The organism is Gluconacetobacter diazotrophicus PA1 5, assembly GCF_000067045.1.
Classification (GTDB): domain Bacteria; phylum Pseudomonadota; class Alphaproteobacteria; order Acetobacterales; family Acetobacteraceae; genus Gluconacetobacter; species Gluconacetobacter diazotrophicus.
In genome coordinates, this window is record NC_010125.1 from 711,342 (window position 1) to 732,049 (window position 20,708).

15 protein-coding genes are annotated in these 20,708 nt (G+C 69.1%); 8 read left to right on the forward strand and 7 right to left on the reverse strand.

Annotation, left to right across the window (positions count from 1 at the left end; all coding sequences use genetic code 11):
• The first annotated feature begins 101 nt into the window (after nt 1–101).
• The gene (locus tag GDI_RS03335) at nt 102–800 is read left to right on the forward strand and encodes a GcrA family cell cycle regulator (RefSeq protein ID WP_012223302.1); all 699 of its coding nucleotides are present in this window, start codon (nt 102–104) and stop codon (nt 798–800) included.
• 135 nt (nt 801–935) lie between these two features.
• On the opposite strand, the gene GDI_RS03340 is transcribed toward GDI_RS03335, so the two are convergent.
• Complete coding sequence (locus tag GDI_RS03340; RefSeq protein WP_041249267.1) at nt 936–1,424, reverse strand: bactofilin family protein; 489 nt, start codon at nt 1,422–1,424, stop codon at nt 936–938.
• A gap of 429 nt (nt 1,425–1,853) precedes the next feature.
• On the opposite strand from GDI_RS03340, the gene GDI_RS03345 reads away from it, so the two are divergent.
• The 3 genes from GDI_RS03345 to GDI_RS03355 all read left to right on the forward strand — a co-directional run bounded on the left by GDI_RS03345 (nt 1,854) and on the right by GDI_RS03355 (nt 5,469).
• Nucleotides 1,854–2,870 carry an adenosine kinase gene (locus GDI_RS03345; RefSeq protein ID WP_012223305.1) on the forward strand — a complete coding sequence of 339 codons (1,017 nt, stop codon included), beginning with the start codon at nt 1,854–1,856 and terminating at the stop codon, nt 2,868–2,870.
• Nucleotides 2,871–3,077: 207 nt separating this feature from the next.
• Nucleotides 3,078–4,901 (forward strand): translational GTPase TypA, encoded by a 1,824-nt coding sequence (gene typA / locus GDI_RS03350; protein ID WP_012223307.1) that lies wholly within the window; start codon nt 3,078–3,080, stop codon nt 4,899–4,901.
• Nucleotides 4,902–5,226: 325 nt separating this feature from the next.
• Nucleotides 5,227–5,469, forward strand: a complete 243-nt coding sequence (locus tag GDI_RS03355; protein WP_012553704.1) for a hypothetical protein — start codon at nt 5,227–5,229, stop codon at nt 5,467–5,469.
• Nucleotides 5,470–5,571: 102 nt separating this feature from the next.
• Here GDI_RS03355 and GDI_RS03360 read toward each other — a convergent pair whose 3' ends face one another.
• The 6 genes from GDI_RS03360 to GDI_RS03385 all read right to left on the reverse strand — a co-directional run bounded on the left by GDI_RS03360 (nt 5,572) and on the right by GDI_RS03385 (nt 12,748).
• On the reverse strand, nt 5,572–6,837 hold the full coding sequence (locus GDI_RS03360) for an outer membrane beta-barrel protein (protein ID WP_012553703.1): 1,266 nt from the start codon (nt 6,835–6,837) through the stop codon (nt 5,572–5,574).
• Between the two features lie 219 nt (nt 6,838–7,056).
• Nucleotides 7,057–8,379, reverse strand: a complete 1,323-nt coding sequence (locus GDI_RS03365) for an ammonium transporter (RefSeq protein WP_173363395.1) — start codon at nt 8,377–8,379, stop codon at nt 7,057–7,059.
• A 53-nt stretch (nt 8,380–8,432) separates the two neighbouring features.
• A complete protein-coding gene (locus tag GDI_RS03370; protein WP_012223313.1) occupies nt 8,433–8,771 on the reverse strand; it encodes a P-II family nitrogen regulator in 339 nt (112 codons plus the stop codon).
• A 401-nt stretch (nt 8,772–9,172) separates the two neighbouring features.
• Nucleotides 9,173–10,429: a D-amino acid dehydrogenase gene (locus GDI_RS03375; RefSeq protein WP_012223324.1), complete on the reverse strand. Its 1,257-nt coding sequence runs from the start codon at nt 10,427–10,429 to the stop codon at nt 9,173–9,175.
• Nucleotides 10,426–11,589 (reverse strand): alanine racemase, encoded by a 1,164-nt coding sequence (gene alr / locus GDI_RS03380; RefSeq protein WP_012223326.1) that lies wholly within the window; start codon nt 11,587–11,589, stop codon nt 10,426–10,428. Before alr ends, GDI_RS03375 begins: the two co-directional genes overlap by 4 nt.
• 133 nt (nt 11,590–11,722) lie before the next feature.
• Entirely contained in the window at nt 11,723–12,748 is a 1,026-nt protein-coding gene (locus GDI_RS03385; RefSeq protein ID WP_012553701.1) for an NAD(P)/FAD-dependent oxidoreductase, read from the reverse strand.
• A 152-nt stretch (nt 12,749–12,900) separates the two neighbouring features.
• Here GDI_RS03385 and tsaE point away from each other — a divergent pair, with 152 nt between their 5' ends.
• Genes tsaE through addA form a run of 4 tightly spaced genes read left to right on the forward strand, consistent with a single transcriptional unit; the run spans nt 12,901 to nt 20,691 of the window.
• Entirely contained in the window at nt 12,901–13,332 is a 432-nt protein-coding gene (tsaE, locus tag GDI_RS03390) for a tRNA (adenosine(37)-N6)-threonylcarbamoyltransferase complex ATPase subunit type 1 TsaE (protein ID WP_231854207.1), read from the forward strand.
• A complete protein-coding gene (locus tag GDI_RS03395; protein WP_012223331.1) occupies nt 13,329–14,099 on the forward strand; it encodes a nucleotidyltransferase family protein in 771 nt (256 codons plus the stop codon). Before tsaE ends, GDI_RS03395 begins: the two co-directional genes overlap by 4 nt.
• Complete coding sequence (gene addB, locus GDI_RS03400; RefSeq protein WP_012223333.1) at nt 14,096–17,140, forward strand: double-strand break repair protein AddB; 3,045 nt, start codon at nt 14,096–14,098, stop codon at nt 17,138–17,140. The genes GDI_RS03395 and addB overlap by 4 nt, the downstream gene beginning before the upstream one ends.
• Nucleotides 17,137–20,691, forward strand: a complete 3,555-nt coding sequence (gene addA, locus GDI_RS03405; protein ID WP_012223334.1) for a double-strand break repair helicase AddA — start codon at nt 17,137–17,139, stop codon at nt 20,689–20,691. Before addB ends, addA begins: the two co-directional genes overlap by 4 nt.
• Nucleotides 20,692–20,708 lie beyond the last annotated feature (17 nt).

Sequence of the window (20,708 nt, forward strand, 5' to 3'; positions counted from 1 at the left end):
GGTTATGCCCAGCCTTGTCCACAAGATTTTGTGGTGGAATGGTTGAGTCGACCACAAGATAGGCTTAATTTCCGCCTATTCTTCGTAAGGAGAGATGGGGCATGGCAATGGAATGGACCGAGGAGACGATCGCGCGTCTTCGCGAGCTTTGGCAGCAGGGGCTGTCGACGGCCGAGATCGGGCGTCAGCTTGCGGTGACGAAAAACGCGGTCGTGGGCAAGGCGCATCGTCTTGGCCTTCAGTCGCGTCCGTCCCCGATCCGCAGGCCCCCGGCACCCGCCCGGGCGATGGAACAGAAGGCGACGACCCCGACACCAGTGCCCGCAGTGGCGCCCGTTGTCGCGTCATCCCCTGCCGCTCCGACCCCCGTCGCCTCTCCGGCCATGGCGTCGGACAGCGTGACGCCCGTCGCAGCGGCGGAGCCCCGTCCGGCGACCGTGGCGCCGGCCGTCGTCGCCGAAATCCGTCCCGCGCCGCAGGGTTCCGCGCCCCCGGCTGCCGTGGCTCCGTCCTCTCCGCAGCCGGTTTCTCCGGCGCCGGCGCCGGCGACCGAAAGCAAGGCCGAAAGCACGGTGGAAGCCCGCGCGGCCACCCGGCCGGAACCGCGTGCCCCGCTGCGTGCCGTTACGGCTCCGGCCCCGCGCCGCAGCGGCCTGACCTGCTGCTGGCCGCTGGGCGACCCGGGTACGCCGGGCTTTCACTTCTGCGGCGGCACGCCGGTACCCGGCAAGCCGTACTGCGCCGAACACGCGCAGCTTGCCTATGTCAAGCTGCGCGACCGGCGGGACAACGTCGCCTGACGGCTTCGCACGCTGGAACAGGATCAAAAAAACCGTTGTGGATCGCAGGGTCCACAACGGTTTTTTTATTTTGGAAATACCGTCGTTACTGCTGCGACGTCCGCGTCGCAGCAGTCCGGCGAATGAGATCGTCCGTCAGATCGGTTCGGGCACTTCGGGCGCGACCGGGGTTTCCGGGGCCGGGGCCTCGGCGGCGGCCGACGCCGGCGTGGTGATCATCTCAAGCTGGCCGGTGACCTGCCCGCCATCCTCGACCTGCAGCCGGCGGCATTTCGCCTTGCCCAGCAGGCGGCCGGTGGACCGGATGGTCAGGCTGCCGCGCACGGTCAGGGTGCCGTCGATGGTGCCGGCCAGATCCGCGTCCTCGACCTCGACCTCGCCACGGAATATGCCGCCATGGGCGACCTGCAGTTCATGGGCGTGGATCATCGTGGATTCGACCGTGCCCTCCACAACCAGGCGCTCGGCATCCTGGATGGTACCCTGCACGCTGATCCCGCGCCCCACGACCAGCGTCCGGCGTTCGGCACTGTCCTTGCGCGGCGACGCGGCCATGCCGGTGCGCGGCGGCGGAACGGCGCCGGGGCCGGGCGGCGGAGCGGGCGGGAACGGGGCACGGGCCATGGGGGCATTCTCCTTGGGCGGAACGGCAGGGGCGGACGGTGCGCCGGGACCGGATGCGGCGGCGGAACGGGGGGACGAAACACCGGCAGGCGGCGGCGGGAAGCTCGTCTGCGGACTGGCGGGACGGCCCGGGGGGGCTGCTTCGTCTTCTGGTTTGCGTCGTTTGAACAAAAGATACCCCGCTGAGTGTCGTGGGTGGGGCCGGGCGGGGGCCCGGCCGGTCGGAGGATTTTTTCGAAAAACGGTGTGGGCAACGATTACACGCCCGGATTGGGCCCGAACAAGCCTGAAGCGTCAAGCTTACGGACAAGAAATGTGTGCCATTGCGACCGTGCCGCTCCGATGTTAGCGAAAGGGCGCGTTTGATTGATGATCTTGGTTATTTAATGGCACGGCGTCGGAAAATCCGGTCCGCGCGGGAGGAATGGAATGTCTGTGACGAACGGCGACGCCGCAAAGGATTGTCGCTTCGACCTGCTGGGGATCGGCAACGCGATCATCGACGTCCTGGCACCGGTCGATCCGGCCTTCCTGACCGAGCATGACATGATTTCCGGCAGCATGATGCTGATCGACGCCGAGCGTGCCGAAGCCCTGTACAACAAGATCCATCGCGAACGCGAAATGGGCGGCGGGTCGGCTGCCAACACCTGCGTCGTGGCATCCAACATGGGCGCGCGGGTCGCCTATCTGGGCAAGGTCGCGGACGACGCCCCGGGCCGGACCTTCGCGGCCGACCTGCAGGATTCCGGCATCTTCTTTCCGTCCTCGTTCCTGACCGGCCGCATCGCGCAGGAACAGCCGACGGCGCGCTGCCTGGTACTGGTCACGCCGGACGGCCAGCGGACCATGAATACCTATCTGGGGGCCTGCGTCTCGTTCGGGCCCCAGGACGTCGTGGAGGAGGTCGTCGCCAGCGCCTGCGTGACGTATCTGGAAGGGTACCTGTTCGATCCCCCGCACGCGCAGGACGCATTCCGCCATGCCGCGTCGCTGGCCCACGGGGCAGGGCGGCAGGTGGCGCTGTCGCTGTCCGACCCGTTCTGCGTCGCCCGCCATCGCGATGCGTTCCGCGAGCTGGTGCGGGGCCATATCGACATCCTGTTCGCGAACGAGGAGGAAATCTGTTCGCTGTACCAGACCGAGGATTTCACGACGGCGATGGAGCACGCCGCCGCCGACACGCATTTCGCCGTCGTGACCCGCTCCGGCCAGGGCAGCGCCATCATCCGGGAGGGCGAGCGGATCGACGTCCCCCCCGTGGCGACGCAGGTGGTCGATACCACGGGCGCGGGTGACGCCTATGCCGCCGGCTTCCTGGCGGGCTGGACCTCGGGCCGCACGCTTGAGGAATGCGGCCGGCTGGGCAGCGTCGCGGCGTCCGAGATCATCTCGCATTACGGCGCGCGTCCGCTGGTCAACCTGCGCCAGGACATGGAACTGTAGCCTCCGGAAGGCTGCGGGGCGCGCGTCTGATACCTGCCCTGTGCGTGGCCGGGGCGCCGGCCGCGAAGTTTCGCGTGCAATCCGCGTGCGTCCCCTCTATCAACCCCGGGAATACGGAATCATCTGCGGGTCGGCCGTGGCGCAAGGTGCGCGGGCCGGCCGGCACGCCCGTCGGGTGCCCGCGAAGGAAGTCAGGTCACACACGTTATGGATATTCGCAATATCGCCATCATCGCCCACGTCGACCATGGCAAGACCACGCTGGTTGACCAGTTGCTGAAGCAGTCGGGCTCGTTCCGCGAAAACCAGCACGTCGCCGAGCGTGCGATGGACAGCAACGACCTGGAACGCGAACGCGGCATCACGATCCTGGCCAAGTGCACGTCGGTGGTGTGGAAGGACACCCGCATCAACATCATCGATACGCCGGGCCACGCCGATTTCGGCGGCGAGGTCGAGCGGATCCTCAGCATGGTGGACGGCGCCGTGGTGCTGGTGGACGCGGCCGAGGGCGCGCTGCCGCAGACCAAGTTCGTGGTCGGCAAGGCGCTGGCCCGCGGCCTGAAGCCGATCGTGGTGGTGAACAAGATCGATCGCGGCGACGCCCGCCCCGACGAAGTGCACAACGAGATCTTCGACCTGTTCGCCGCCCTGGGCGCGAACGACGAGCAGCTCGATTTCCCGATGCTCTTCGCCTCGGGCCGCCAGGGCTGGGCGGATGAGGAACTGGAGGGCGCGCGCAAGGACCTGGCCCCGATGTTCGACCTGATCGTGCGGCACGTTCCGCCGCCGCAGGTGGATAAGGACGCGCCCTTCGCCATGGTCGCCACCATCCTGGAAAACGACAACTTCCTTGGCCGCGTGCTGACCGGCCGCGTCGAGCAGGGACGCGCCAAGGTCAACATGCCGGTGCGCGTGCTGCGTCCCGACGGCTCGGTGGTCGAAACCGGACGCCTGACCAAGCTGCTGTCCTTCCGCGGACTGGAGCGCGTGCCGGTGGAGGAAGCCGAGGCCGGTGACATCGTCGCGGTCGCGGGCCTGTCCGAGGCGACCATTCCCGAAACCATCGCCTCGCCCGAAATCACCGAGCCGCTGGCCTCGACCCCCGTCGATCCGCCGACCCTGTCGATGACCTTCCGCCTGAATGACGGCCCGCTGGGCGGCCGCGAGGGCAAGAAGGTGACGTCGCGCCAGATCCGCGACCGCCTGTTCAAGGAAACCGAGGGCAACATCGCCATCCGCGTGACCGACAGCCCCGAAAGCGAGGCGTTCGAGGTCGCGGGCCGTGGCGAACTGCAGCTTGGCGTGCTGATCGAGCAGATGCGCCGCGAGGGTTTCGAACTGACCATCGGCCGCCCCCGGGTGCTGTTTCGCACCAACGAGGAGACCGGCGAGCGCGAAGAGCCGTTCGAAGAGGTCCTGATCGACGTCGACGAGCCCTATTCGGGCGTGGTGGTCGAGAAGATGGCGCAGCGCAAGGGCCTGATGCAGGACATGCAGCCGTCGGGCGGCGGCAAGGTGCGCCTGACCTTCCTGATCCCGTCGCGCGGCCTGATCGGCTATCACGGCGAATTCCTGACCGACACGCGCGGCACGGGCATCATGAACCGGCTGTTCGCCGGCTACCAGCCCTGGGCCGGCGCGATCGAGGGGCGTCGCAACGGGTCTCTGATCTCGTCGGAAGACGGGGCGACGACGCAGTACTCGCTGTTCTCGTTGCAGGAGCGCGGGACCCTGTTCGTCGATGCGGGCGAAAAGGTCTATGTCGGCATGATCATCGGCGAGCATTCGCGTGAGAACGACCTGGAAGTGAATCCGGTCCGCGAAAAGAAGCTGACGAACATCCGCGCCGCCGGCAAGGACGACGCGCTGCTGCTGACCCCGCCCCGGAAGATGAGCCTGGAACAGGCGATCGCCTATATCGAGGACGACGAACTGGTCGAGGTCACGCCCAGCGCGGTGCGAATCCGCAAGCGCTACCTGGACCCGCATGAGCGCAAGAAGCGCGACCGCCAGGGCGCCTCGGCCTGACCGCGTCCCGCTTTAACCGGGCGTTTTCAAGGTGTTTCCACGTGGTCGGGTGATCCGCCCGGCCACGTGCCGGCCACGGGCCCGGACATATTTCGGAAGTGATATAATTCGTAATGTTTTTATAATTGCGAATCCGTGGCCCTGACGGCACAACCCTATCCTGGGGTTTTTCTTGATAAATTTTAATGCGAGACGGACGCGGTGCGGCGTGCTAGCAACGGCGGGCACGGACCGTGTGCGGCGCTGTACTTTTGCCCGACTTGGGAAAGCCTCTCCGATTACTGGTCTGGGCCTTGGGATGACGTCCTGATTCTGGAGAGATTCAATGATCGTTTCGACTCGTCGGTTCTTGGCCGCCGTTGCTACCGTTGCCCTGATGGGCGCCGCTGTCCCGGCGATGGCGCAGGAAACCCCGGCGGCTCCGGCAGCGCCCGCCGCCCCGGCCGCGCCCGAGGCTGCTCCGGCCGCGCCGGCCACCCCGGCTGCTCCGGCGACTTCCAGCGAAGCGCCGAAGAAGCACTCGCATCACGGCTCGCACCACAAGAAGGCCACCGCGCCTTCCAAGTGATCGGCTGATCGCACGGCGGCGGGGCTTCGGCCCTGCCGGCACGAAAGAGCGGGGACGGTTTGCCGTCCCCGCTTTTTTTGTCACCGCCGCATGCCGGGACGATCAGAAACCCAGCACGGCGTCGCCGCCGAACGTGAACACGCCCGTGTTCCGTCCGTCGTTGAAGGGCGTCGTGCCGTTCAGCGACCGGTCGAAGCGGATTTCGGGCCGGATCTCGAACACCCGGATATGGTGGCCCAGATCCGGCTTGTAGGTGACGCCCAGCGTCAGTTCGCCATAGGTGGTCGGCGGGGCGGATTCCGCGGGGGCGGGAATGCCGGCGACGGCCTGCATATAGGCCCGGTTGGTCAGGAAGCTGGCGACGAACAGGCCGGTATTGTCGCGATAGATTTCGCCGCGATAATTGAAGGTCAGGGTCGGCGTGATCTTGTAGCTGAGGAAGCTGACGAAGCTGGTCGTATCCGCCCGCAGCCCGTCATCGTGCAGGTAGTTGAATTCGCCGGTGACCGACAGCTTGTCCGTGATGGCATAGGTCGCGTTGATATCGTTCCAGAATCGATTCAGGTGATTGGCGGGCGAGCCCAGGACCTTCACCGAATCTTCGGGTCCGACACGGCTGAGTTCGATGATGGTCAGTTTGCCGTGTGCCAGGTTGTTCAGGTTGAAGCCGAAATAGCCGGCCGGTGCGTCATTGTTGTCGCTGCGGCCGAACGTCGTCTGGTTGCCGGTATCGATGCCGAAGGTGACGTCGAGCATATCGATCACGTGCCATTTGAACATCGCGCCGACATGCTGGAACGGCACCGAATATTCCGACGTATAGGCCAGAGAATAGAAGGGCCGCGTTGTCGGGTCCAGGGTTTCGACCCCCATGGGGGCCTGCAGGATGCCCGCCTGCATGTTCAGCCCCCCCTTCGTCAGCCATGGCAGGTGGGTATCGACGTGGGCCTGGGCGGGAATGAGCTGATAGCGGTCCGACGTCATGTGGTCGGAAATGCCCAGCAGGTGGTAATAGCGTGCGTCCGAGCCGTAGAGCGCTTCGAGCGTGAAGCCGATCTGGTATTCGGCCTTCGTCGGGTCGATGGCCCTGGCAAGGGTCAGCGCCACCTGGTTGAGCTGCACCTGATTGGCGTGGTCCCCCAGGAAGTTGCCGAAATTGATGCCGTTGTCGGGCCGGGCGGGATTGGCGTCGATGCCGCCCTCGATCTGCCCGGTCAGGGTTATGCCCTGCAGCCAGGCATCGAAATCGGATGAGGGGCCGGATTTCTGGAAGATGGTCACCTGGGCGCGCGCGGCAACGGGTTTCAGGGCCACGGCCACGCCGACGGAACACACGATAATCGTAAGGACATGAGATATCAGCTTCATGGAATCTTCCCATTCCGTACAATAGGCGCCCATTGTCCGAATGCGAAATAATCGTCGACCGACCGAGCGCGTATGTCGGATATATATGAGGATAAAATAATTTATATTGTTTGTTTGTGCCCGAGAAAATCTCGTGCGTTATTATGTATTGCTTAAATATTACTGTATTTTTCTGATATTAACGGGTGGCGCATGACGCGCCGCCCGTTTCCGGAACGATCAGCTTATCTTTTCGCCATGGAGGGACATGTCGAGACCCTGCTGTTCCTGTTCGGTGGTGACGCGCAGGCCGATGGCGAGGTCGACGATCTTCAGCAGGATGAAGGTCACGACGCCGCACCAGACGATGGTGACGCCCACGGCCTTGGCCTGGGTGACGAACTGCGCGAACGACCCCACGACCCCGGCGGGGTTGGCGTCGGTGGCCGAAAGCGGGCCATAGGCCAGCACACCGGTCAGCAGCGCGCCCAGGATGCCGCCGATGCCATGCACGCCGAAGGCGTCCAGGCTGTCGTCATAGCCCAGCATGTGCTTCAGCGACGTCGCCGCGAAATAGCACACGGCGCCCGTGATCAGGCCGATGACCAGCGCCCCGCCCGGCAGCACGAAGCCGGCGGCGGGCGTGATCGCGACCAGGCCCGCCACCGCGCCGGAAATGATGCCCAGCACCGTCGGCTTGCCGGTGCGGGCCCATTCGGCCAGCATCCAGGACAGGCCGGCGGCGGCGGTCGCGATCTGCGTCGTCGCCATCGCCATGCCGGCGCGGCCGTTGGAGCCCACGGCCGACCCGGCATTGAAGCCGAACCAGCCGACCCATAGTAGCGACGCGCCGATGACGGCATAGGTCAGGTTGAAGGGCGACATATCGTCCTGGCCGTAGCCCTGCCGCTTGCCCAGCACCAGCGCCGTGACCAGGCCTGCGATGCCGGCATTGATGTGCACCACGGTGCCGCCGGCGAAATCGACGGCGCCGAACCCCGCGACCCAGCCCAGCGGGCTCCAGACCCAGTGGGCGATCGGCGCATAGACCAGCAGCGACCACAGGATGGTGAAGACGCACAGCGCGCTGAACTTCATGCGCTCGGCAAACGAGCCGGCGATCAGCGCCGGGGTGATGATCGCGAACGTCATCTGGAACATCATGAAGACGCTCTCGGGGATTGTCATCACCGTGGCGTTGGCCGACCCCAGCCCCAGCGTGAAGCCGACATCGGACCCCTTGGAAATCTGCGCGCCGATGCCGTTCAGCATGAAGCGGGACAGATCGCCGATATAGGGCGACCCGGTGCCGAACGTCAGGCTGTAGCCCGCGACCATCCACAGGACGGTGATGATGCAGCAGATGGCGAAGGACTGCATCAGCGTGGCCAGCACGTTCTTCTTGCGGACCATGCCGCCATAGAACAGGGCCAGGCCCGGCACGGTCATCATCAGCACCAGCGCGGTGCTGGTCAGCATCCAGGCGGTATCGCCGGTGTTGATCGGGGGAGGAGGGGCCGGATCGGCGGCGGATGCGATCGACGGGGCGGCCAGCAGGGCCATCGCGGCGGCCGGGGCCGCCAGCGTCAATCGTCTGAAGCAGGAATTTGACCCGTTCACAAGGCAATCTCCCCGGTTTCATTCGTACGGATACGAATGGCCTGTTGCAGTTCAAGAACAAACATCTTGCCGTCCCCGATCGTGCCGGTATGGGCGGCGGCACGAATGGTATCGAGCGCCTGATCCAGCATCGAATCGGCCACCGCGACTTCGATTTTCACTTTTGCCACGAACTGGATCTGATATTCCGCGCCGCGATAGATCTCGGTCTGTCCCTTCTGGCGGCCATATCCTTTGACTTCGGTAACGGTCAGTCCCTGGATGCCGATGGTGCCCAGGGCTTCGCGGACATCGTCGAGTTTGAATGGCTTGATAATGGCTATAATGAATTTCATGTCTTCCTCGCAGGCGAATATGTCTCCAGGAAAGCTGCGATGCTTGCATTCGCCAAAACGTTTCGACGCAAGATCGTTCTGAAGCCGCTACCGGATTTCCATGTCGTCAAAAAACCGTCGTGCAACAAAAAAGTGATGGGATGACGACAACCATGTCGTCATCAGGCGTTTCGGAAAATCCGAATGATGGACGCCGGTCCATCAAACGCATCCGGAAACGCTGGTTGCATCGATTGTGAAATAAAAAAGGCATGGTGTGGGGCCGCGACCCGATTTAGGGCGCGTACCGCATGAAAACCTGCCCAGCCTGAACACATACAGTAATGAAAGCCGTTTGACTTGGGCGATACAGCCCCCTGCCTTGGGGCGGGCAGGGGGCGACCGGCGCGGATCGCGATCCTTCAGGAAGCGTAGCGGTCGATCGACAGGTCCAGGTGTGGAATGTTCGGCCGCCGGCCGGCGATCAGGTCGGCCAGCATGTGTCCGGACCCGCAGGCCATGGTCCAGCCCAGGGTGCCGTGGCCCGTATTCAGCCACAGATTGCGGAAGCGTCCCGACGGGCCGACCACCGGGGTGCCGTCCGGCGTATTGGGGCGCAAGCCGGTCCAGTAGGTGGCGCGGCCCAGGTCGCCGCCGCCGAACAGGTCCGAAAAGGAGAGTTCCAGCGTTTCGCGCCGGTCGGGGCTCAGCCGCAGATCGTATCCCGTCAGTTCCGCGGTGCCGCCGATGCGGATACGGTCGCCCAGCCGGGTCATGGCGACCTTGTACGTCTCGTCATTCACGGTCGAGACGGGGGCCCGATCCGGGTCGGTCAGGGGCACGGTCAGGGAATAGCCCTTGACCGGATAGACCGGCAACCGGATTCCCATCGGCCGCAGCAGCAGCGGCGAATAGCTGCCCAGCGCCACGACGTATGCATCGCCCGTCATCCGGCCGGTGGACGTGCGGACGCCCAGGATCTCGGACGCGCTGGCATCCAGCCCCTCGATGCCCGTCTCGTAGTGGAAGGTGACGCCCAGTTCTTCGGCCTTCTGCGCCAGGCGCTGGGTGAACATATGCGCGTCGCCCGATTCATCGCCCGGCAGGAACAGCCCCCCCTTCAGCAGATGCTGCGCGTGGGCCAGGCCGGGTTCGCGCCTGACGATGGCCGCCACGTCCAGCAGTTCGTGCGGTACCTCGCTTTCGGCCAGCAGGCGCATGTCCTCATGCGCGTGCTCCAGCTGCGCGTCGGTGCGGAAAAGCTGGATCAGGCCGCGCTGGCGGTCGTCATAGGTGATGCCGGTTTCCTCGCGCAGCGCCGTCAGGCAGTCGCGGCTGTATTCCGCGATCCGCAGCATCCGCGCCTTGTTGACGTCGTAGGCGTGCTCGGTGCAGTTCGTCAGCAATTGCGTCATCCAGCGGAACATCGCGAAATCGATGCGCGCGCGGATGACCAGCGGGCTGTGCTTCTGCAGCATCCAGCCCAGCGCCTTGCGCGGCAGGCCGGGCATGGCCCAGGGCGTGGAATAGCCGGGTGAGACCTGGCCGGCATTGGCGAAGGAGGTTTCCATCGCCGCCGCGGGCTGCCGGTCGACCACTTCGACCTCATGGCCCAGTTTCGCCAGATACCAGGCCGAGGTGACACCGATGACCCCGGCCCCCAGAACGATGACCTTCACCCGTTGCATCCTTTCCGCGACCGGTCGTCGCGATAGAGACGATGATACCGTGCGCCCAGCCCCGTCAGCAGTTCGTAGCCGATGGTTCCGGCGGCAGCGGCGGCGGAATCGATGGAATGATGCGGACCGATCAGGTCCAGCGCCGTGCCGGCGTCCAGGGGGGCGTCGCTGATGTCGGTTACGTCCACCGCCAGGCAATCCATGGAAATCCGGCCGATGATCGGCAGCTTCGCCGCCGGCCGTTCGGGCAGGACCGCATGGCCGTGGCCGCCCGCGGCGCGGGGAAATCCGTCGCCGTACCCCACCGCCAGCGTCGCGATCCGGCTGGGCCGGTCGGCGATGAAGGCTGCGCCGTATCCGACTGCCGTCCCGGGGCCGATCCAGCGCGTCTGCACGATGCGCGCCTGCAGGCGGACCACCGGCTGCATCGGATTCGGCCAGCCCGGCGTGGGATTGATGCCGTACAGCGCGGCGCCCGGGCGCACCATGTCGAAATGCCAGTCGCTGCCCATGAACAGGCCGGACGACGCGGCCAGGCTGGCGGGCGCCGCCGGCAGCCTGGCCCGCAGGCGCAGGAAGGCCGCGCGCTGCGCGTGGTTGGCGGGGTGGGCGGGTTCGTCGGCGCAGGCCAGGTGGCTCATGACCAGCAGCGGCGTGATCCCGGCCAGGGAACCGTCCCGCGCCGCCAGGGCATCCACATCCGCGTCCGACAGGCCGAAGCGTGACATGCCGCTATCGACCTGCAGCGCGGCAGGCAGGTCCCTGCCGGCCTGCCGGGCCAGGTCGCGCCAGCGCGCGATCTGTTCCAGGCTGTTCAGCACCGGCACCAGTCCGTGTTCGTGCAACGCGGCTTCGGTGCCCGGCATGGCGCCGTTCAGGACGAAAATCGTGGCATCCGTGCCCAGCAGGGGCCGGATGGCAGCCCCCTCGGCCAGGTGCGCGACGAAGAAGGTATGGCACCCGGCTTCCGCCAGGACGGGCACGATGCGGGCCGCGCCCAGCCCGTACGCATCGGCCTTGACCGCCGCGCCGCATATCGTGCGGGGACCGACCCGGTCGCGCAGGATGCGGTAATTGGCGGCGACCGCGTCCAGATCGATCGTCAGGATGCCCCCCGTCCAGGCCGAAGGGGCGGCGGGCATCGGGTCCGCGGTCAGCATGGCGGGCAGGACCGCCGGTACGGCATCGTCTGGCGCGGGCTGGAACGCATCGCGGACTCCGGATGGGGGTCAGCGATGATATAACAAATTCACCCGACAGCAACAGTGTGGCGTAACAGAGACAGGAACGATGCTAGATCCGATCGGGTACGCCCTTGCTGGTGGAATATTCGAAATGCAGCGCCGTGTCGGGGCGCACGATCGGGTGGATGGCATGGGCCGCCATCGCGCCCTCGCTGAAGCCTTGCAGGATCAGCTTCAGCTTGCCGGGATAGGCCGCGACGTCGCCGACCGCGAACACCCCGGGCAGGGTGGTTTCGCAGCTCGAAGGCACGACGGGGATCGTGCTGCGGATCGAATCCATCCCCCAGTGCGCGATGGGGCCCAGGTCGGTGGACAGGCCGAAGAACGGCAGCAGGCGGTCGGCGGGCAGGATGCGGGTGTCGCCGTCCAGCGTCGCGACCTCGACCCCTTCCAGCGCGCCGTCCGTGCCGCGCAGGCCATGAAGCTGATAGGGCACGATCTTCTCGATCCGGCCGGCGGCCACGGCCTCGTCCAGCTGGCGCAGGCTTTCGGGGGCGGCGCGAAAGCGGTCGCGGCGATGGACCAGCCAGATCTTCTCGGCCTCGTCCTTCAGCGCCAGGGCCCAGTCTATGGCGGAATCGCCACCGCCCGCGATCACGATGCGCGTGCCCGCGAAATCCGCGCGGCGGCGGACGTAATACTGCACCGCCCCCGTGGCCTCGAACCCGTCCAGCCCGGCCAGCGGCGGCCGGTTGGGCCCGAAGGCGCCGGCCCCGGCGGCGATGATGACGGCGCGGGCGTGAATCGTCTCGCCCCGGTCGGTGCCTAGCGTGAAGGCGCCGCGATGGCCGCTCAGCCGCTCCACCCGCCGGCCCAGCAGGCGCGGTACGTCGAACGGCGCGATCTGCTGTTCCAGTCCCTCGATCAGCGCGGCGCCGGCGATCGCGGGATGGCCCGGGATGTCATAGATCGGCTTTTCCGGATACAGCGCGGCGCATTGCCCCCCCACGCAGTCCAGCGCGTCGATCAGCAGGCTGTCCAGCTTCAGCATGCCGCATTCGAACGCGGCGAACAGGCCGGCGGGGCCGGCGCCGATGATGGCGACATCCGTCGTCAGGGTAGGGGCGTCCGTCATGGGTCCAGATCCGTCTTTCCACGCTGCTGCGATGAATGGCATGGGTTGTGCGGCCTCGCCGGGCGGAGTGCAAGTCGCCGTCTGCGCGGAACGAGGTCTTGTGCGCCCGCCGGGCCGGCGGGCACAATGCGGGCATGGAAGCCCAATCCGTCATGCTGCCCACACAGGAGGCGACCGAGGACCTGGCGCGGCGTATCGCGTCCGTCGCGACACCGGGCGACGCGATCCTGCTGTCCGGCGTGCTGGGCGCGGGCAAGAGCGTGTTTTCCCGCGCCTTCCTGCGCGCCGCCTGCGCGGATCCGGACATGGAGGTGCCCAGCCCCTCCTACACGCTGGTCCAGGTCTATGACACGCCACGGGGCCCGATCGCGCATTTCGACCTGTGGCGCCTGTCCGGGCCCGACGCCGTGCACGAACTGGGCTGGGACGATGCGTGCGAGGGGATCGTGCTGGTCGAATGGCCCGACCGGCTGGGCGCGCTGGCGCCCGCCGACGCCCTGCGGATCGACCTGGAGGTGCTGGAGGACGGCGCGCGCCGCGCGTGCCTCACGGGCTGGGCCGACCGGCCGGTGCCGGCGCCATGAGCATTCCGATGCCGGCCCGGGCCATGATGTTCGCCGCCGGGCTGGGCGGGCGGATGCGCCCGCTGACCGACCGGACGGCCAAGCCTCTGCTGACGGTGGACGGGCGCAGCGTCCTGGACCATGTGCTGGACCGGCTGGAGGCGGCCGGCGTGGCCGAGGCGGTGGTGAATGCCTGCTGGCAGGCCGACCGGGTAGCGGAGTCCATGCAGGCGCGCGCCGGAACCGGGCAGGGACCGCGCGTCACCCTCCGGCGCGAGGATGCGCTGATTGAAACCGGCGGCAGCGCCGGCGCGGCCCTGCGCGACGGCGCGCTGGGGGACGGCCCGTTCTTCCTGCTGAACGGCGATTCGATCTGGCTGAACGGTCCGGTTCCCGCCCTGCGCCGGCTGGCGGATGCGTTCGATCCCGCGCGCATGGATGCACTGTTGCTGCTGGCACGGACCAGCCTGGCGGTGGGCGAGGTCGGGCGGGGCGATTTCGTGCTGGAGTCCGGCGGCCTGTTGCATCGTCCGGCATCGGGGGCGGTGACGCCCTATGTCTTCACCGGCGTGCAGATCGCCGGCCCGGCGCTGTTCGCCGCGGCCCCGTCCGGGGCGTTCAGCCTGAACCTGCTGTGGGACGCGGCGATCGCGCGCGGACGGCTGTACGGCATCGTGCATGATTCCGTCTGGTGCCACCTGTCGCGGCCCGAGGACCTGCCCGCCGCGACGCGCGCCCTGCGGATGGCACGCGATCCCTACGGAACGGACCAGGACGTCGTCGTATGAGCGATGTCGTCACCATCCCGCCGCATGTGCCTTTCCTGGACGCGGTCGCGACCCGGTGGATGGCCGAAATCGCGGACGATCCGCAGCGCAGCGGCGACGGGCTGATTCTGCTGCCCAGCCGCCGCGCCGCCCGCGCCTTGACCGAGGCCTTCCTGCGCCATGCCGATGGCCGGCCCATGCTGCTGCCGCGCATCGCCCCCATCGGCAGCCTGGACGAATCCGCCCTGGCCCTGTCGGGGCAGGAGGCGCTGGACCTGCCGCCCGCCGTCGAACCGCTGCGCCGGCTGGCGACGTTGACGCGTCTGATCCTGCAGGCCGGCGATGCCTTCGGCGATGTCCGCACCATCGACCAGGCCTGGCCGCTGGCCCAGGCCCTGGCGGACCTGATGGACGATGCCGAATGGGCGGAATGCGATCTGGCGGAGCGCCTGCCGGCGGCGGCCGAGGGCGATTTCGCCGAACATTGGCACCTGACCCTGCGTTTCCTGTCGATCGTGACCGGGATCTGGCCCGCCTGGCTGGCCGAGGAGGGGGTCATGAATCCCGCCGCCCGGCAGGTCGCCCTGCTGCACGCCCAGGCCCGGCGGTGGCACGCCTCTCCCCTGCCGGGCGGCGAGCGGCTGTGGGCCGTGGGCTTCACCGACGCCATGCCGTCGGTCCTGGCCGTGCTGGACGCGGTGCTGGCTATGCCGGGCGGGCGGCTGGTGCTGCCCGGTGTCGATCTCTCGCTGGACGAGGCGACGTGGACCGCTCTGCCGGACGGCCACCCGCAGGCCGGCATCGCCCGGCTGTTGGCGGGCGTGGGCCGGAACCGCGCCGACCTGGCGCAATGGGGCGATCCGTCCGGTGACGCAGGTTCGGGTGACGCGGGTGCCGCCTGCCCGGTGGACCGGGGCGCGGTACTGGCCCGTGCCCTGCTGCCGGCGGCGGCATTGGGCGAATGGCTGCGGGACACCACGCCGGTCGCGATGGACGGACTGTCGGTCCTGCGCGCCGCCGACCAGCAGGAGGAAGCGGCGGCCATCGCGCTGCTGCTGCGCCAGGCGATCGCGGAACCGGGGCATCGCGCCGCCCTGGTGACGCCCGACCGGGGCCTGGCCGGCCGGGTCGCGGTGGAACTGGCGCGCTGGGGCGTGGTGGCGGACGACAGCGCCGGCGAACCGCTGGGGGCCACCCCGCCCGCGATCTTCCTGCGCCTGGTGGTGCAGGCCGCGACCGGCGGATTGTCGCCCGTCGCCCTGCTGTCGCTGCTGAAACATCCGCTGGCGGCCTGCGGCCTGTCGCCCGGGGCCTGCCGTGCCTCGGCCCGCCTGCTGGAACGCGCGCTGCTGCGCGGACCGGCGCCTCGGCCCGGAATCGACGGGCTGCGCGATCGCCTGGCCGTGGCGCGCGACGACGCGCATGGCGCACTGGCCGACCGGCCCGACGCGCCCGAGGACCTGGCCGGGTTCGTCGACCGGGTAGAACGATGCCTGGCGCCGCTGCTGACCCTGGTCGCGGCGCCGGCCCCGGGGCCGGTCGCCGACCTGCTGGCCGGCCTGGTCGAAGCCGCCGAGGCACTGGCCACCACCGACGACCGGGCCGGGGCGGACCGCCTGTGGGCGGGCGAGGACGGCAACGCGCTGGGCCAGCACCTGGCCGCGCTGATCGCGTTCTGCGACGTGCTGCCGGCGCAGGGGGCGACGATCCTGGATGGCCTGCTGGCGGCCTCGATGGCTGGCCAGACCGTGCGTTCGCGGCGCGGCCTGCGCGGACGGGACGCCACGGCGCTGCATCCGCGCATCTTCATCTGGGGCCTGATGGAAGCCCGGCTGCAGGCTGTCGAGACGATGGTGCTGGGTGCGCTGGTCGAAACCGTATGGCCCCCCGCGACCGATCCCGGCCCGTGGATGAGCCGTCCGATGCGTGCCCGCGTGGGTCTGCCCTCGCCGGAACGCGCGATCGGGCAGGCGGCGCATGATTTCGTCGCCTGCGCCTGCGCCGCCCCGCGGGTCGTGCTGTCGGTCCCCGGCCGGCGCGACGGCGCGCCCACCGTGCCCGCGCGCTGGCTGGTGCGGCTGGATGCCTTCCTGGCGGGACGGGACCAGGCGCTGGCCGCGCACCCGGCCCTGTCCTGGCTGTCGCGGCTGGACCGGCCGGTGGATGCGCCCCGCCCGGTCGCCCCGCCACGGCCCCGCCCGCCCCTGGCCGCCCGGCCGCGCGCCCTGACCATCACCGAGATCGAAACCTGGATGCGCGACCCCTATGCCATCCATGCGCGCCATATCCTGGGCCTGCGCCGGCTGAAGGAGATCGAGGAACCGGCGGACGCCGCCGACTACGGCACGATCGTCCATGCGGCGCTGGACCGCTGGTTCCGCCAGCCGGTCGAGAGGCGATCGGCGGCGGGCGAGGCCGGGTTGCGCGCGACCTTCGCCGAGGAACTGGCGGCCGCCCGCCTGCGTCCGGCGCTGGCCGCCTGGTGGGCGCCGCGCCTGGCGCGGATCGCGGCCTGGGTGGTCCAGGCCGAGGCCGCCCGTGCCTCGGGCCAGGCCGGTGCCGTCGTGACCCGGACCGAACGGTCGGGAACGGTGGAACTGTCCGGCCTGCCCGGCGGCCCGTTCGTCCTGCGCGGCCGCGCGGACCGGATCGACCGCAACGGGGACGGGGGCCTGACCCTGATCGACTACAAGACCGGCACCCTGCCGCGCCGCAAGAGCGTCTTCGCCGGCTGGTCCTCGCAACTGGTGCTGGAGGCCGCGATGGCCGAACGCGGCGCCTTCGGGGCCGAACTGGCCGGGCGGGCGCGGGAACTGCTCTACTGGCGGCTGACCGGCGGCCCGGAAGCCGGCGAGGACCTGCCGGTGGCGACCGGCCAGGAACTGGACGACCTGATCGCCGCGTCCTGGGACAATCTGCGCGGGCTGATCGCGATGTATGACGATCCCGCCCAGCCCTACCTGTCGCACCCCCACCCGGAGGAAGGGCCGCGCTTCGCCGATTACGCCCGCCTAGCCCGGGTCGCGGAATGGAGTGCCGCGCGCGACGAGGCCGGATCATGAACCCGCTGGATGCGATCGGCCTGGCCAACGCCAGGCAGGGCGAGGCCTCGGACCCGGGGGCGTCGGTCTTCGTCTCGGCCTCGGCGGGCAGCGGCAAGACCAAGCTGCTGATCGACCGGCTGCTGCGGCTGATGCTGCCGCGCCCCGCGCCCACGCGAGGGGGGACGGGGCGGGGGACCTGCTTGCGGGGGCGGACCCGGCGCGCAATCCAGTGCCTGACCTTCACCAAGGCGGCGGCGGCGGAAATGGCGATCCGCCTGCAGAAGCCGGCTGGGGAGTTGGGTAACGCTGCCCGACGCGTCCCTGGACCGGGAACTGGCCTTCCTGTCGGTCCCGCCGTGCGAGGCGACACGCCGCGCGGCACGCGAATGTTCGCCCGCGTGCTGGACTTGCCGGGCGGAATGCGGATCGGCACCATCCATGCCTTCTGCCAGTCCCTGTTGCGGCGCTTTCCGGTCGAGGCCGCGATCAGCCCGCATTTCACCCTGGTCGAGGACACGGATGCCCGCATCGCCATGGGCGAATCCGTCGAAGCCGTGGTCGGCGGCGGCGGGCCGGCGGTCGCGATCCTGGCCAGCCAGATCGGTGCCGGGGATTTCGCCGCCCTGATCGGCGGATTGCAGGCCCGGCTGCGGCAGTTGCAGCCGGTCATCACGGCGCTGGAGCAGGACCGCGCCGCGATCGAGGCCGCGCTGATGCGCGTGCTGGGCACGCGCGGCCGCGATGCGGACGCGGTGCGCCGCGCCGCCTGCGCCGTCCCGGACGAGGAGCGGCTGCGCGGGATGCTGCGTATCGTGGCCGAACAGGCCTCGACCGCCGTTCGCGCCAAGGCCGTCGCGATGCTGGACTGGATGGCCCTGGCGCCGGACGCCCGCGCCGCGCAATGGACGCGTGGCGCGCGGCCCTGTGAAGCAGGACGGCGAACCGCGCCGCCGGGGCGGCCCACGCGAAATTCGACGAAACGCAGCCGCAGATCGGCGACGCCCTTGCTGGCCGAGGCCGAGCGGATCATCGCGGTGGACGAGGAATGCCGGGCCATCGCCATCCTGCGCGTCAGCCAGGCCCTGCTGGATGTCGCGGTGCCGGTGCTGCATCGCTATGGCGAGCGCAAGCGCGGGCGCGGCCTGGTCGATTACGACGACCTGATCGAACGGACCCTGGACCTGCTGAAGGACCCGGGCGCGGCCTGGGTGCTGTACAAGCTCGATGGTGGCATCGACCACCTGCTGCTGGACGAGGTGCAGGACACCTCGCCCGACCAGTGGGCGATCGCGGGCGGCCTGACCTCGGAATTCTTCGCCGGGGCGGGCGCGCATGATGACGGCGCCCCGCCGCGCACCCTGTTCGCGGTCGGCGACTACAAGCAGTCCATCTATTCCTTCCAGGGGGCCGATCCCGCCGCCTTCCGCCATTGGCGCCAGCGCTTCCGCCGCCAGGTCGAGGATGCGGGCAGGATGTGGAAGGAACCGGCGCTGACCGTGTCCTTCCGCTCCACCGCGCCGGTGCTGCGCCTGGTGGACAGCGTCTTTTCCCTGCCCGACGCCGCGCGCGGACTGGTCGAGCCGGGCGGGGGCGTGCCCGGCCATCTCTCCGCCCGGCCGGGGCAGGGCGGGCGGGTCGAACTCTGGCCGCTGACCCCGATCGACGAGGCCGGCGAGGACGCCAACCCGTGGGCGGCCCCGCGCGAGAATGCCGGGCAATCCACCGCCGCCCAGCGCCTGGCCGATTCCCTGGCCGCCTGGATCGTGGCGGAATTGCGCCGCCCGCCCGAACCCGGGCAGGCCCCGCTGACGCCGGGCGACGTGCTGGTGCTGGTGCCCCGGCGCTCCAATTTCGTGCGGGCCCTGATCCGCGCGCTGAAGACGCAGGACGTTCCGGTGGCGACGCTGGTGCGCACCGGCCTGGTGGACCAGGTGGCGGTGCAGGACCTGATGGCGCTGTGCGACGCGCTGCTGCTGCCGCAGGACGACCTGACGCTGGCCTGCGTGCTGACCTCGCCACTGGGCGGGGTGTCGGATGACGGGGTGATGGACCTGGCGGTCGGACGCGGCGACCGGCCGCTCTGGGCCGTGCTGCGCGACCGCCATGCCGAACGGCCGGACTGGCGCGCGGCCTGGACGATGCTGGATGCGCTGTTCCGCCGCGTCGATTACGCCTCGCCCTACGGATTGCTGTCCGAGGCGCTGGGGCCGCTGGGCGGCCGCGCCCGCCTGCTGGCCCGCCTGGGTCCCGAGGCCGCCGAGCCGGTGGACGAACTGCTCTCCGCGGCCCTGCGCTACGAATCGCTGCATCCGGCCTCGCTGCAGGGGTTCCTGCACTGGCTGCGCGCGTCGCAGGAAACCGTGAAGCGCGAACCCGACGCGGCGGCCGACATGGTGCGGGTCATGACCGCCCATGGCGCCAAGGGATTGCAGGCCCGGCTGGTGATCCTGCCCGACACGGTGGGCACGGCGAAGTTCGACGGCGGCCTGGTCTGGGCACGGGACCAGCCCAGCGGCCTGGACCTGCCGCTGTGGGTGCCGCGCGCCGAAATGGGCATCGGCGTGACCCGCGCGCTGCAGCAGACCATCCGCGCCGCCGCGATCGAGGAATATAACCGTCTGCTCTATGTCGCCCTGACCCGGGCCAGCGACCGGCTGGTGGTCTGCGGCTGGCAGCAGAAGCGCATGGTGACGGACGAAAGCTGGTACATGCTCTGCCGTCGCGGCTTCGAACAGGCCGGCGCCGAGGAACGCCCCTTCGACCTGGGGTGGGAAGGCACTCGCCTGGTGCTGGAGGAAGCCCCCGCGCGCCTGTCCGGCGCCCCCGCCGCGCCCCGATCCCGGCCCGAGCCCCCCGCCGTGGCGCTACCCGCCTGGATGGGCCGCGCGCCGGACTGGATCGCCACCCCGCCCTCCGCCGAGGCGAAGCTGCTGCGCCCGCTGGTGCCCAGCCGCCCCGACGATGCCCCGCTGGGCCCGCAGCCCGCCGTGCGCTCCCCCCTGGCCATCGCACGCGCCCGCCGCCCCGCCGCGCGCGAACAGGCCCTGCGAAAGGGGCAACTGGTGCATGCGCTGCTGCAATACCTGCCCGACCGGCCGGCGGCCGATCGCGCCCGGGTCGCGCGCGACTGGCTGTCGCGTACCGGGCATGGCCTGGACGCCGCCGAACAGGCACGCATCGCCGCCCAGGTGCTGGCGGTGATGGACGATCCGGCCATGGCGCCGTTGTTCGGACCCGGCAGCCGCGCGGAGCAGCCCCTGGCCGGCATCGCCGGCGGTGCGGTGATCGTCGGCCAGGTCGACCGCATGATGGTGCGGCCCGGCGACGTGCTGCTGTGCGATTTCAAGACCAACCGCCAGCCGCCGGACGACGCGGCATCGGTGCCCGTGCTGTACCTGCGCCAGATGGCGTCCTACCACGCGCTGCTTGGTGCCCTCTATCCCGATCGCCCTGTTCGGTGCACCCTTGTGTGGACCGAGGACGTCCGGATCATGCCCTTGCCCGATTCGCTTCTGGCACATCATGCTCCGGGTCAGGCCTCAGGCGGGCAGACGCCCGAAGGACCATAATCTTGATAACCGGGCCG

Bases quoted from the DNA above. Each gene is read 5' to 3' on its own strand.
- GDI_RS03335 (WP_012223302.1), top strand. From the start codon at position 102: ATGGCAATGGAATGGACCGAGGAGACGATCGCGCGTCTTCGCGAGCTT.
- GDI_RS03340 (WP_041249267.1), bottom strand. From the start codon at position 1,424: ATGGCCCGTGCCCCGTTCCCGCCCGCTCCGCCGCCCGGCCCCGGCGCC.
- GDI_RS03345 (WP_012223305.1), top strand. From the start codon at position 1,854: ATGTCTGTGACGAACGGCGACGCCGCAAAGGATTGTCGCTTCGACCTG.
- typA (WP_012223307.1), top strand. From the start codon at position 3,078: ATGGATATTCGCAATATCGCCATCATCGCCCACGTCGACCATGGCAAG.
- GDI_RS03355 (WP_012553704.1), top strand. From the start codon at position 5,227: ATGATCGTTTCGACTCGTCGGTTCTTGGCCGCCGTTGCTACCGTTGCC.
- GDI_RS03360 (WP_012553703.1), bottom strand. From the start codon at position 6,837: ATGAAGCTGATATCTCATGTCCTTACGATTATCGTGTGTTCCGTCGGC.
- GDI_RS03365 (WP_173363395.1), bottom strand. From the start codon at position 8,379: ATGGCCCTGCTGGCCGCCCCGTCGATCGCATCCGCCGCCGATCCGGCC.
- GDI_RS03370 (WP_012223313.1), bottom strand. From the start codon at position 8,771: ATGAAATTCATTATAGCCATTATCAAGCCATTCAAACTCGACGATGTC.
- alr (WP_012223326.1), bottom strand. From the start codon at position 11,589: ATGCTGACCGCGGACCCGATGCCCGCCGCCCCTTCGGCCTGGACGGGG.
- GDI_RS03385 (WP_012553701.1), bottom strand. From the start codon at position 12,748: ATGACGGACGCCCCTACCCTGACGACGGATGTCGCCATCATCGGCGCC.
- tsaE (WP_231854207.1), top strand. From the start codon at position 12,901: ATGCTGCCCACACAGGAGGCGACCGAGGACCTGGCGCGGCGTATCGCG.
- GDI_RS03395 (WP_012223331.1), top strand. From the start codon at position 13,329: ATGAGCATTCCGATGCCGGCCCGGGCCATGATGTTCGCCGCCGGGCTG.
- addB (WP_012223333.1), top strand. From the start codon at position 14,096: ATGAGCGATGTCGTCACCATCCCGCCGCATGTGCCTTTCCTGGACGCG.
- addA (WP_012223334.1), top strand. From the start codon at position 17,137: ATGAACCCGCTGGATGCGATCGGCCTGGCCAACGCCAGGCAGGGCGAG.